Raw genomic sequence first — 13,599 nt, 5'->3', positions numbered from 1 at the left:
CCCGAAGCAGCCATTTCCATTTCTATAGACCTCAATTACTTGGCAAGCGCCAAACCTAACACCTGACTCACATCGGTTACATAATGGAACCTCATGCCCTTTATGTAGGCCTTGTTTATTTCTTCTACATCTTTTTCGTTTTGCGCGGGCAATATCACGTCCTTTATACCTGCACGCTTAGCTGCAAGCATCTTCTCCTTTATACCACCTACTGGCAGTACCTGTCCACGCAGTGTTATCTCACCCGTCATAGCAAAATAAGGTTTTACCTTACGGCCTGTAAATGCTGATGCTAATGAAGTAAACATGGTTATACCCGCACTAGGACCATCTTTCGGCACAGCACCTTCCGGCACGTGCACGTGCACATTCATCTCTTCCAGCTGTTCATAAGTAATGCCGTAATCTGCAGCATGTGCTTTAAGATAAGACAATGCAGTAGTAGCACTTTCCTTCATTACATTACCTAGATTACCCGTTAGTGTAACACCACCCTTACCTCTCGATAATGATGTTTCTATAAACAGAATATCACCTCCTACAGAGGTCCATGCAAGACCAACCACCACACCTGTAGGATGTCCCTTGGTATAGATATCATTAGTGTACTTTGGCTTGCCCAATACCGTTTCAATAAACTCGGGAGTTACCTGCTTTTCCACTACTTCCTCCATAGCCACTTGCTTGGCCATGTTACGCATCATAGCAGCTATGATTCTGTCCAGCTCACGTACACCACTTTCGCGTGTGTAGTCCTGTATCAGCTTCACTATTACTTTGTCGGCAAACTTCATAGGCACCTTCATAAGGCCATGCATTTCTTTCTGCTTCGGTATGAGGTGGCGCTTGGCTATTTCGGTCTTCTCCTCGGCAGAATAACCCGATAGTTGTATGATCTCCAACCTGTCGCGCAACGCGGGCTGTATCTCACTCAGGCTATTGGCTGTAGCTATGAACAATACCTTTGACAGATCGAATTCCAGCTCCAGGTAGTTGTCATAGAATGTGCTGTTCTGCTCAGGATCCAATATTTCCAGCAATGCAGAACTAGGATCTCCCCTGAAGTCCTTGCCTATCTTGTCTATTTCATCCAGTATAAATACAGGGTTAGCAGACTTTATCTTTCTTATAGACTGTATGATCCTACCGGGCATAGCACCTATGTACGTCTTACGATGTCCGCGCAGCTCGCTTTCATCGTGCAATCCACCAAGGCTCAGCCTTACATACTTGCGGTGTATGGCATTGGCAATGCTGCGTCCAAGAGATGTTTTACCAATACCCGGAGGGCCTACAAAACAAAGAATAGGCGACTTCATATCACCCTTCAACTTCAGTACAGCCAGGTATTCCAGTATACGGTCCTTTATTTTCTCCATACCGTAGTGGTCGTCATCCAGCACGTTCTGTGCGTTCTTCAGATCATAGCTATCTTCGGTATAAGTGCCCCATGGCAGGTCCAGCATCAGGTCAAGATGATTATAGATCACCGAATAATCAGGTGTGCTGGGGTGCATACGCTCCAGCTTCTCTATATTTTTCTTGAACAGTTCTTTAGCACCCTCGGTCCACTTCTTCTCTTCCGCTCTTTTTATTAAGTCTTTTATCTCGCGGTCATTAGGATCTCCACCCAGCTCTTCGCGTATAGACTTCATCTGCTGCTGCAAGAAGTATTCGCGCTGCTGCTTGTCTATATCTGCACGGGTCTTATTAGTGATCTCATTCTTCAGCTCTACCAGTTGCAGCTCTGTTTGCAGTAGCTGAAACAGGCGCTCAGCGCGCTTTTGCACATCATTTTCCTCAAGCAAAGCCTGCTTGTCGGTAAGCTTTGAAGAAATATTGCTGGCAATAAAGTGCATCAGGAAACTCTGCTGCTCTATGTTACGTAGTACTATAGATGCTTCAGAAGGAATATTCGGAGACATCTGCGCTATCTTCTCAGAATAATCTTTGATAGACGACATCAACGCATCAAAAGATGCATCTTCTTTAGGATAAATATCTTCAAGATAACTCACCTTTGCTGCCAGATAAGGGTCGCTCTGCGAGAAGCTATCTATCTTAAAGCGCATACGCCCCATAATGAAGATGGTAATATTACCATCGGGCATCTTTATTTGCTTCACCACCTTGGCCAATGTACCGATATGATAAATATCACCTGTGCCGGGATCATCATTGGTACTGTCTTTCTGCGCTACAACACCAATCCACTTATCACCTTTCTGCGCCTCGGCTATTGCCTTTACTGATTTGTCCCTGGATACTGTGATAGGCAAAACTACATTAGGAAAAAGCACTGTATTACGCAAAACCACTATAGGCAACTCAGAAGGAATAGAATTCTTCTCCTGGTCGTCCATTTCGTCTTCTCCTAAAGGCACTATGGGCATAAACTCCATTTCATGCTCATTTTGGCCAAAAAACATATCTAACATTTATAATAATTAAGACATTATGACAAATAATTCATCCCTGTAGATAAAATAAGGATAGTAAAGATAATGGGCAATAGCTATGCCAAAGCATAAAAACTGTAATTTTTGCAGTTAAAAGGTTTTATACCTTTACGGCAAAACTAACCTGCATGAAAAGATTTCTAGCACTAACGGCATTCATTGCCTCATTTTCACAGCTCAGCACTGCGCAAACTACGCCTACTGACCCACTGCCACCAAAAGGCAGCAAAGTATACACATCAAGCTCACTCGATGGTGCGCTGTTCTCCATGTCTACATCCAGCTACAATGGCATAACCAACATTCCGCGCTTTAGCTATTTCATCAATTCGGGCATGAACGTAAACAAAGATTTCAGCAACCACTTTGGTATGTATGCGGGATTTGGCGTTAAAAACCTGGGATATATCGAGAAAGGAAATACGACCTCAGGCGTTAGCATTACTGTAAAACGCCGGGTATATGCCGTAGGTATTCCGATTGGGTTTAAATTTGGCAACCTTAAACCAAAGGGTACATTTGGCCTGATAGGCGGTGGCGTAGACTTCCCTACCAACTACAAGATCAAAACCTTTACAGATGGCAGGAAGAACAAAACAAAATCAAACGAGTGGTTTAGCAAAGAAGTCACTCCTGTTATGCCATATGTATTTGCCGGCATCAGCCTGAAAGGGAACTTTACCATTCGTTTCCAGTATTATCCCGGCAACTTTATGAACCAGGATTATAAAGATGCTAACGGTGCTAAAATATACAGCAACATGGAAAGTAAGCTGGCACTGGTAAGCCTTAGCTTCAATGTAAAGAACAAGAGCGATGGCAAGATGAGCCAGACATTCAAAGCGATATTCCATCACGAAAAAAAGAAGGCCTAGATCCTAAAACTAAAAAAGCGTTCATCCCAATCGGAATGAACGCTTTTTTTGTTTCCAACAATTGTCGACACACTAATTGTTGACGGTAATGCTCAACTTCCCTTTCTTGCCACTAATAACAATATTATTGGCATCCAGGTATTGCTTGTAGCGGTTGTAAACGCTACCTGATTGCACTTCACTATTAATGATCAGCGTACCATTCTCGCTCTTTACTATGTTAAATCCCTTATTCCTGTTGATCAATCCCTCATTTTCCATTTTGTCCAGCATCTCGTCAAAATCATTTTCTGAACTCTTCGTTACATGCTCATCTTCATCCTTTGTAACAGACAGATCGATTCTTTGACGCTGCAATTCGGCCCTTGTCTGCTCCAACGCAGCTTTCCCTTCCTCAATACCTCTCCTTATCTCCAAAGATATCTCCTTCTTCAATTCAGGATCATTAAGTGCCTTGTTAGCCTCTGCAAGGCCTTTATTGATCTCCGCTCTTAACTGATCCCAATCAACTGCGTCTATTTCTTTTTGCGCAGTCCTCATCTCTCTCTTCGCAGCGCGCATCTCTTTCCTTGCACTTTCCATTTCCTTACGCGCCTGCGTCATCTCCGCTTCTACATCCACATCATCAAGCTTTGTTACAGACGCAGCTATTTCTGTGGCTGCCTTTACTATATCTGTAATAGCCTTACTAAAGTCTCCGGAAATATTATCATCATTGAATGATACTTGCACATCACTGTGATCATTAATGTTGATAGTCTTGTTGATCTCCTTTTTGTCTCCATTATTATCAATGATCACTTTCTTATAAGCGTATGCCTTTGTTGTCTTTGTTGAGTCACTATCATCCCTCTTCACTTTGTTCTTCTGCGCAAAAGAAGGAGTAAATATCGCCAGTGAAAACACGATGGTAATAATGATCACAGCAGCTATACCCAGCTGACTGTAGTTGATGTTTTGCTTTTTCATTTCCATTATTCTTTTTATACGGTTAAATAACTGCTTTTTGTTTCTGCCTGTTACCGCCAGCCCCAAATTTGCCTCGTAGCGATTGGTCTCCAGTATAGCCAGTGCTCTTGCATAAGGCATAGGATCTGTTGTACTGGCAACCACCATATCATCGCAACAGTTCTCTCTCTCTTTGCGTATGACAGAAGATATCAGCCAGATAAATGGGTTAAAGAAGAGTACTGTTTCTACTATGGTCTGAAATATATTGAACAAGAAATCCTGCCTTTTGACATGCGCCAATTCATGCACCAGTATAGCCTCCAGCTGATCCATACTCAGGTGGTTAATAGTAGCTACCGGCAGCAGTATTACCGGCTTCAGTATGCCTAACATCATTGGCACATCTACCTTAGCAGACAAAAGCAATTTTACCGGCCTTGATATATTAAATTGCTCCTGCCACTGCGCTACCAGGTCATTCAAATGCTCCTGTGGCGCTACAACCCCACTCTTCTTCAACATACGCACCTGCCATAGGTTCACTGCAAAGCGGAACAACATTAAAACAAGACCGGCACAATAAACAGCAATGATCAATGATGAATATCGCTCCATCCCTGTGAGTGCATTTTTAATGATACTCTGGTCTGCAATGTTAATGGTTGGATTCGCTACTCCCTGGTGCGTCACCAGTGGCGCGGCCACACCACTACCATTAGTAATGTACACAGTTATACCCTTTAGCTTCTGGTACTGTGTCATCCATGTATCCGCAAACCACGCAACCATAGTGGTAAACGCCCCGATAGAAATGAAATACTTAAGGCGCGAACTTACATCGCGAAGCGCACGCAGCACTACAAACAAAGTGCCGTATACAAGCAACCCCTGCCAAAGGGAATACAATAATGCCCAGGCCAGGGAATGTGTTAGTAAAGAGGTTAATGAAAGTGTGTTCATATGCGTATGTTTTATGGAGAGGTATCTTAATGCTATAATATGTATGTTGTTACTTTTTATTGTCCATCAGGTCCAGGTACTTCCTTATCTCATCAAGCTCCTTCGCATCGGCCTTATGGTTACCCAGTGCCTGCATCACCAATTGAGATGCCGATCCGTTGAACATAGTATCGATCATCCCTTTCACCATTTGCCCCTGCATCAGTTCCTTCGAAACATTTGCGCTATACACATGACTCTTACTGGTCTCATCACGCTTCACGAGGCTCTTCTCATTCATTATCTGCATCAGCTTAAGTGTAGTAGTATACCCCGCATCTTTGTTCAGTTCCAGTACTTCATGTATCTCCCTTACGGTGCTGGGCCCTTTGCTCCAAAGTATATTCAGTATCTCCAGTTCACTTGCCGTTGGCTTTACTTTGCTATTATTCATTGCTCAAATTATATCTGCAATCCTTCCTACGAATTATTTCGTACGACAAACGTACGAATTATTTCGTAAGTACAAATAGGTAAAATAAATTTTAGCTTTTCTTAACAATGATCCGGAAAGAAACGATCCTAATAATTATCAAAATTCAAATCTACAGATAGGAAGAAAGTACCGGAGAAATCATTACCATTTGCACTACCTCTCTCGAAGTGAATAGACCCTGTTGATGCATACGTATAGCCAAGTTTCACCTTGCTGTTACTTTTCAATTGTATATGCACTACAATATGACCGGGCTCAACCTCAAGCCCACCAAAGGCTCTGGCCAGCTTTAGTTGCTGTTTCAGGAAGGATAATTCTTTACTCGACAGCTTGTGTTTCCCACGGAAATTTTCAACTGTGACACCTGTTATATCATCAATAGGAAATCTTGAAGAAAGCAAATAACCCTGCGATCTGTAAGCATACCGTGGGTTGGGTTTAATAACTGAAGGCTGTGCAAATGAAGGCTCACTGATCAACGTCACAACTGCCATAAATACTAACGCGCGCAAGATCCGAGCCATAATAAAATAGTTGCCTTCAAAGATAACCAAACGTTACTTATGTCCGTGATTAGTGATCTCACCATCCGCCATTTCTATGATCCTGTCAGAGCGCTGTGCAAAGTCTTCATCATGTGTCACTGTGATCAACGTCTGTCCATATTCATGAGATAACTTCTGAAACAGATCGAACACAATACCCGTGTTTCGCGAATCAAGATTACCCGTAGGCTCATCGCCCATTATAATTGCAGGATCATTGATCAGTGCACGGGCAATGGCTACGCGCTGCTGCTGGCCGCCACTCAGCTTATTGGCCTTCTTCAGCGCCAGCTCTTCCACGCCAAACATCTTCAGCTTTTCGTAGGCTCTTTCTTCTACTTCCTTAGGAGAAAATTTACCCAGTTTCAAACCCGGTATCATTACATTTTTAAGGCAGGAAAAATCGGGCAAAAGATAGTGAAACTGGAACACAAACCCTATAGACTCATTACGTATGGCCGCAAGATTATTCAACGACTGTCCCGTAACTTTTACTCCGTTTATTTCCAGTTCACCCTCATAGTCTCTGTCCATTGTAGACAATACATACAACAATGTACTCTTACCACAACCACTCTTACCCACTATAGAAACAAACTCGCCCTTCTTTACTTCAAGGCTTATATTCTTCAGCACTGGTATAGTCACCGGGTCATGAAAATACTTGGTTATGTTGGTCGTCTTTAATGCTGTGTTTTCCATTATCCGCGTATGATTGTTACAGGGTCAACTTTTGATGCTTTTCTTGCAGGAAAGAAACCGGCCGCTATAGTAGTAAGGATACCAAAGCTCACAGCTTCTATGTAGTGTGGTATGTAAAACGACATAGGCAGATACTTGAGCGTACCCGCACCAATGTATATTTTAGACACCATGAATGTAATTAGAAAACCAAAGATCACACCTATAATGCCACCCATCAATCCTATATATACCGCCTGCTGCAGGAAGATACTGATAACAGATTTTCCAGAAAATCCTGTAGCTTTTAAAATAGCTATCTCCTTTATCTTCTCATAGATGGTCATGTTCAGGATGTTATAGATACCAAAGCCTGCCACCAGCAATATCACACCTATCACACTGTTCAGAATAATGGCCCTTATCTTGAAGGCAGCCTTCAGCTGTTCGTTGCTCTGCACCCAGTCTTCTGCCTTATAACCCGTTATTGTCTCTATGTCTTTGGCAACCATTGGGGCATTGTTATAGTCGGCCAGATTTATTTTTATGTCTGTCACATAACTCCTGTCTTTCCCCAGCAGGTTCTGTGCCTGCACTATATTCGCGTAAGATTTTGTTTCGTCTATCTGCTTTATAGTTGTTGCAAAGATCCCCACCACTCTCATGATCATGGGGCTACCACTACCCGCTCTCACTGTTATGTTATCACCTACACGCAAGCTTAGTTTATCAGCAATCCCCTTTCCTATCAGCAATCCGTTGTTCACCCTGTTCAGATCATGCAGATCACCTTCTTTCATATTGCTCTGCACATCAAACATCTTGTCCTCTTCATCTATGCTCACACCCGCAACAGTACCATTGATGTTTACACTGCCACTGGCATAGATAACATTTGCAGTTACCTGTGGCGTCACCGCTACTACCTGCGGATTTTCCCTGATGTTTTGGATGATGCCATATGGGTTGGTCAACCCCTGACTCTGCTTCAGCTGCTTGGGGTTAGTGAGTATCTTGGTAGAATTATCTTTAAGAAAGTTATTGAGCATATGCGCATCGGCAACTTTGTTCTCGCTATACAGCCTTATATGTGCAGTAGTACTGAACGATGACTTTTCAAAGTAATCATTCGTGCCCTTCATCAGCGACTGCATAAAGATGAACATCGATATGCCGAACATCACCCCCATCGCTGCCACAGCCGTCTGCTTCTTTCTCGACGAAAGATAGGTGAGCGCAATTTCTGTATTTACACTGATCTTCATTTTGACTAAATTCTAAACTCCATTAATGGAATAGTGAAAACTCAAGCACTAATATGTAGTATCCCTGTGCGAGCGCACACTTTTTAGTTTTCACTTTTAACTTTTGACTTTTGACTTACTTCAGCTTCACCACCTTATCACCTGCCGTAATACCATCGGTCACTTCTATCCATTCATCAGATACAATACCTGTAGTAATGGCTACTGTGTCTATCTTCTTGCCATGCTGCACCTGCACCTTGTTACCTTGTAGCACATAAGTATGAGGTATCAGCAATACGCCTTCTTTCTTGTTGGTTATAATATTGGCTTGCAGCTGCGTACCCGGTATCAACCCCGGCAACTCCTTCACAAACCTCGCCTCTACTTTATATGATTGTGATGATTCATTAAAGTGCGGATACAACTTACTGATGGTCGCTTCATACGTTTTGTTCTTCTGGGTATTCAACTCTACCAGCACCTGCTGACCCAGTTTTATCTTGGAGATACTTCCCTCATCCACATCAAGGTTAATGACAATAGAATCAGGATTCCCCAGCTGTGCTACCTGGTCACCTCGCTTCACAAGGTCGCCCTGCTTCTTAAATATCTGGTATACCTTGCTCATACCTATTGCTTTCAATTCATAGAACTGGTTACCAGCCTGCGCGTTCTGCAATTGAGCACGGGTATTGGCAAGGTCCTGTCTTACCCTATTAGCAGTGACCCTGTAGTTCTCTACAGCAGCATTGTAATTACTGAGCGATGACTGATAGTTGAGCCGGGCATTATCTACATCCTGCTTCGATACAGAATTGGTCGTCAGCAATCTTTCGTTACGTGCAAGCGTTGTTGAGTCTGTGGTCTTCTTCGCACGCGCTGCATCTATCTGCGCCTGCACTTGCAGCAGTTGCGGTGAGTTATCACTATTCGCCCCTATAGCCGCATACTGCACATTATTCTGCGCAATCTGCACCTGTGTGTTCTGCTGCCTGTTATCTAATGAGAACAATACCTGCCCATCCTTAACAAGGTCGTTTTCGGTTACCAGGCTCTTCACTATAAATCCGTCTGATATAGAGGTAAGCGTGTACGCATCCTTAGGCTCTATACTACCCGATGCAAATACAGCTTCCGTAACAGGCCCTGTCTTAGGCATCACCTCATCATACTTAGGTTTGCACGATGTAACAAAAAATATGGCCAGCGCCGGCAACGCTATACCCAATGCTATTCTTGGTGAAATTTGTTGCAACTTGGTCTTCATAAAATACTATTCTAAAAAATTAAAGACAATTTATATTATTGTATAACTCTGCTACTACCTTCTACATCAAAGTCTTCGCGCGCTCAAACTCAGCTTAAGATCTCCGCACTCTTTGCGTGAACCCATTCAGCACACACTTTTTAGTTTTCACTTTTGACTTTTAACTTATAATTCCAGCTGCCTGATCTTCACCTGGTACAATTGCACCAGCATATCAGACAGGCTGTTCAGGTATTGATTCTGATACCCTATATAATCCGAGAAAGCATTCAGCCTGTCATCCAATGACGAAACTCCCTCTGCATAACGGTTAGATATGTGGGTATAATTATCGAAAGACAACTGCATCACCTCATCGGTCTTCTCCAGCAGCGCTAGCGTCTTTCTATAATTCAGTCTCAGGTTTTCGTCATTCACTACCGACTGCTTTTGCGCACTCTCGTACTGCATCTTACGCTCATCTACAGTTATCTTATTCCTCCGGCTCTGGAAGTACCTGCTGCCACCATTGAACAAATTCCACGATGCTCTCAACGACCAGTATTGTGCGGGATACCACTCCGGACCACCACTGCTGAATGGCTCAAACTTATTATCGTTCTGCTGTTTGGTATTGCTATATAGCACTGAAAGAGTTGGCAGAAATGTGCTGTTGGAAGCCCTGTATTGACTGAGACTTATTTGTAGCGCACCATATGCCAGCTTCACTGCAGGATCATCTTTAAAAGCATCGTCAGATGCTTTCATTGCACTCTGCAATATCCCGGTAATGATCAGCGAATCGCTCAATGACATGTCCAGCAATGCTTTCAGATTATTCTTGGCAGTTTGTATCTGGTATTGCGCTGTGATATTGGTCTGCTGTGTCCTCGCCAGGTTTATCTTCGCCACATCTACTGTAGCCTTACTTACTGTGCCCGTGTTGAACTTATTGGTTACAGAAGATAACACCGAATCAGATATCGATTCACTCCTTGCAGCCAGCCTTGCAGCCTCTGTCATTAATAACACCGAATAATATTGAGTAGCTACCTGCTGATAAATATTTTTACGGGTACTGGCCAGTGAATCCTTACTCATACCCGCTGTGATCTTAGCCGTACGCACATTGAACCAAGTCTGTAAATTAAGCACATCCATCTGTGCAGTAATACCTGCGGTATAAATGTACTTCTGTCCAAACTGCACTGGCACATATGTTCCATCGGGCTTACCCAATATGATACCCGGCAATAAAGTTGTTTGCAGCGACATATTATCTGTATAGCTCCCCGATGCAGCTACCGATGGTAATAGTGCGCCAACCGATTGCTTCTTTGCCAAGCCCGATTTTGTGGCCTCATACTTAGCCAGTCTTATCGTTACATTGTGTTCATCAGCATACTTCCACACATCCTCTACCGAGCTGAACGTCACCTGCCCCAATGATGTAGCAACCATTCCCATCACCACCATCAATGTACCTAGTATTCGCTTATACATAACACTTGTTTCTTTTTTTGTACTGCTCTTTTCTTACTTTTTTACTCTATCTACTATCTACCTCCAACTACACCCCCATCATCGCCTTCACCCACATGGGTATCAATTTCTTTCTTTCCAGCATCAATTGATTGAAGGCTTCATCGCTTATATCATTCTTTGCTTTGATCATAGGCGCTGCGGCAAAAGGAAATACCGTAAGCGAAATGATATTCATAAACAGATGGAGCGGATGGATGTTCATCCCCTTCTTCTTCATCAACTCCTGAAACTGTTTCACAAATACCGAGTTGGCCACAAGACTCGCCCTATCCAGCTTTTCTTTCAACGCTTCCGGGTTGTTATTGATCAAGTTCAGGATAAACACCGGTATGCCCGGATTCACTATCAGCATATCCACATAATAGGTCACCAGCAGATCTACTTTCTCTTCCAGGCTGGTCGCAGGCTCATCTAAAATGCCCATTATACTGCCCATAAAGAGTTGCAGGTTCTCCAGCATTATTATTTCAAACAGCTTCTCTTTACTCCTGAAATAATAGTTGATCAGCGCCAGGTTAAAACCGCTTTCCTCGGCTATATCACGCGTGCGTGTAGCGGCATACCCTTTGCTGGTAAATACCTTCCGCGCAGCCTCTTTTATCTTCTGCTCCGTACTCTCGCTTTTCCCTATGTCTTCCTTCTCTTTCATCATTAATTCACTGCAAAGTTAAAATTAAAAAATTGATTTAATCAAATGATTAACATCAGTTTTTCTCAGAACGTTTACAACAACACACCAGAATGTCATGGTGAGCCGCGCCGAACCACGACATTCGCACGGGCCGATTCTCTTTGAAATACGACATACATCCCACCAGAAATCATAATTCCCAACACTATCTTAAAACGCCACTCACCCAACGCTTTTAACATTTTTATAAACACTATAGGTAATAAATTTGAGGTACTAACCACGAAACTAAAAATCAATTAATAGCGATGAAAACTAAATTGTTCCCGGTCATTTTAACAGCTGCATTTACGTCTGTTATGACATTTTTCGTTGCAGCACATTTTCAACGCAACGTTCCCTTCCTTACTCAGGGCCCCGACCACACCCTGCCGGTCAATTACACTTCGTACACGTCAACCGGCAACACCGCGGCAATTAACGCCGGAGTCAATTTCGAAGCTGCCGCAGCTGCATCGGTGAAGGCAGTAGTACACGTAAAAACAACTACCAAAGCCCGCACTGTGGTCGACAATAATGCCAACGATATTTACAGCCAGCTCTTCGGCCCGCGCCAGTACTACATTCCATCGCAGGTAGAATCAGGCTCTGGCGTGGTCATTTCTCCCGATGGCTATATAGTTACCAACAATCACGTGGTAGCCAATGGAGATGAAGTAGCAGTTACCTTCAACGACCGCTATACCACAAAAGCAAAGGTGGTAGCCAAAGACCCATCTACCGACATAGCCATACTAAAGGTCGATGGCGAAAAAAATCTGCCCTACATGGAGCTTGGCAATTCCGATAACGTAAGGCTGGGCCAATGGGTATTGGCTGTTGGTTATCCGCTTTCTTTAGATGCCACTGTTACAGCTGGCATCGTTAGTGCCAAAGGCCGTTCGCTGGGCATCAATAAGCAACAGTCCGAATCTGCCATTGAGTCATTCATACAGACCGATGCCGCTGTAAACCCCGGCAATAGTGGCGGTGCGCTTGTCAACACTGCCGGCCAGTTAATAGGTATCAACTCTGCTATCGCCTCTCCTACCGGCTCTTATGCAGGGTACTCGTATGCCATACCTGTAAACATTGTGCGCAAAGTTGCTAACGACCTTATGAAGTTTGGCGCGGTACAACGTGCTTACATGGGTATAGAATACTTAGACAATAAGACTGCTACTCCTGAGCAATTAAAGTCACTGGGATTAGACCGTAACGAAGGCATATACATCCGCAATGTATATGCAGGTAGTGGTGCCGCCAATGCAGGCCTGGTAAAGGGAGACTTGATAACCCAGGTAAATGGACAAAACGTAAGCAATCAGCCACAGTTGCAGGAACAGATAGCCCGTTATACTCCGGGCGATGATGTGGTAGTTACCTTCCTCCGCGATGGCAAGCCTATGACCGCAACTGTAAAGCTCAACAAGGCCACAGTACCTACCAATGTACTCGGCGCTACCTTCAGAGCACTCACCGCTACAGAGCGCCAGCAATATGGCATAGATGGAGGTGTTGTTGTTACAGATATAGGCAAGGGATCATTGGCTAAAACACAGATGCACAAAGGCTTTGTGATCACTAACATCAACGATGCTCCTGTTGCATCTGTTACCGATGTAGAGCAGATCGTGAGCAACAATAAAGTGCTGCAGTTCTCGGGCTTCCAGCCCGGTTACCAGGGCCGCTATTACTACAACCTCAATAATGCCAACGCCACCGGCGGACAGCAGTAATTGATCATTTACATACCAACAAAAAAATCGGCTAAAGGCACATCTTTAGCCGATTTTCTTTTGCCTGAATACCCAAAGGTGGTCATCCTATGTTTGCAATAGCAAGTAAATAGAGATAATTTAGGTATTGAATCATTGCAGAAGAAAAGGGGTAAAGAACAAGACTGAGGTTTGTCATTGGGCATTAAGCCTGTTCGCAATGCTAG

At 43.6% G+C, this 13,599-nt stretch carries 11 protein-coding genes; 2 read left to right on the top strand and 9 right to left on the bottom strand.

What is annotated here, in order from left to right; all coding sequences use genetic code 11:
* Positions 1-35 precede the first annotated feature (35 nt).
* The gene (lon, locus tag CJD36_RS14545; protein ID WP_240609357.1) at positions 36-2,429 is read right to left on the bottom strand and encodes an endopeptidase La; all 2,394 of its coding nucleotides are present in this window, start codon (positions 2,427-2,429) and stop codon (positions 36-38) included.
* Between the two features lie 158 nt (positions 2,430-2,587).
* On the opposite strand from lon, the gene CJD36_RS14540 reads away from it, so the two are divergent.
* On the top strand, positions 2,588-3,334 hold the full coding sequence (locus CJD36_RS14540) for a porin family protein (RefSeq protein WP_105039928.1): 747 nt from the start codon (positions 2,588-2,590) through the stop codon (positions 3,332-3,334).
* A 72-nt stretch (positions 3,335-3,406) separates the two neighbouring features.
* Here the strand turns inward: CJD36_RS14540 and CJD36_RS14535 are convergent, their stop codons facing one another.
* The 8 genes from CJD36_RS14535 to CJD36_RS14500 all read right to left on the bottom strand — a co-directional run bounded on the left by CJD36_RS14535 (position 3,407) and on the right by CJD36_RS14500 (position 11,636).
* The gene (locus CJD36_RS14535; protein ID WP_105039927.1) at positions 3,407-5,245 is read right to left on the bottom strand and encodes a M56 family metallopeptidase; all 1,839 of its coding nucleotides are present in this window, start codon (positions 5,243-5,245) and stop codon (positions 3,407-3,409) included.
* Between the two features lie 49 nt (positions 5,246-5,294).
* Positions 5,295-5,678, bottom strand: coding sequence for a BlaI/MecI/CopY family transcriptional regulator (locus CJD36_RS14530; RefSeq protein WP_105039926.1), 384 nt, complete (start codon positions 5,676-5,678; stop codon positions 5,295-5,297).
* 128 nt (positions 5,679-5,806) lie between these two features.
* Positions 5,807-6,244: a hypothetical protein gene (locus CJD36_RS14525; RefSeq protein WP_133162655.1), complete on the bottom strand. Its 438-nt coding sequence runs from the start codon at positions 6,242-6,244 to the stop codon at positions 5,807-5,809.
* A 33-nt stretch (positions 6,245-6,277) separates the two neighbouring features.
* On the bottom strand, positions 6,278-6,967 hold the full coding sequence (locus CJD36_RS14520; RefSeq protein ID WP_105039924.1) for an ABC transporter ATP-binding protein: 690 nt from the start codon (positions 6,965-6,967) through the stop codon (positions 6,278-6,280).
* Positions 6,967-8,211 (bottom strand): ABC transporter permease, encoded by a 1,245-nt coding sequence (locus tag CJD36_RS14515; protein WP_105039923.1) that lies wholly within the window; start codon positions 8,209-8,211, stop codon positions 6,967-6,969. The genes CJD36_RS14520 and CJD36_RS14515 overlap by 1 nt, the downstream gene beginning before the upstream one ends.
* Positions 8,212-8,326: 115 nt before the next feature.
* A complete protein-coding gene (locus CJD36_RS14510) occupies positions 8,327-9,460 on the bottom strand; it encodes an efflux RND transporter periplasmic adaptor subunit (protein ID WP_105039922.1) in 1,134 nt (377 codons plus the stop codon).
* A 165-nt stretch (positions 9,461-9,625) separates the two neighbouring features.
* Complete coding sequence (locus CJD36_RS14505) at positions 9,626-10,942, bottom strand: TolC family protein (protein ID WP_105039921.1); 1,317 nt, start codon at positions 10,940-10,942, stop codon at positions 9,626-9,628.
* Between the two features lie 67 nt (positions 10,943-11,009).
* Complete coding sequence (locus tag CJD36_RS14500; RefSeq protein WP_105039920.1) at positions 11,010-11,636, bottom strand: TetR/AcrR family transcriptional regulator; 627 nt, start codon at positions 11,634-11,636, stop codon at positions 11,010-11,012.
* A gap of 287 nt (positions 11,637-11,923) precedes the next feature.
* On the opposite strand from CJD36_RS14500, the gene CJD36_RS14495 reads away from it, so the two are divergent.
* Positions 11,924-13,393, top strand: coding sequence for a trypsin-like peptidase domain-containing protein (locus CJD36_RS14495; protein ID WP_105039919.1), 1,470 nt, complete (start codon positions 11,924-11,926; stop codon positions 13,391-13,393).
* The last annotated feature ends 206 nt before the right edge of the window (positions 13,394-13,599 follow it).

The sequence above is a fragment of the Flavipsychrobacter stenotrophus genome, from assembly GCF_002954265.1.
Lineage (GTDB): Bacteria > Bacteroidota > Bacteroidia > Chitinophagales > Chitinophagaceae > Flavipsychrobacter > Flavipsychrobacter stenotrophus.
The sequence above is the reverse complement of the archived record's forward strand: the minus strand, read 5'-3'. Positions and strand labels throughout refer to the sequence as shown.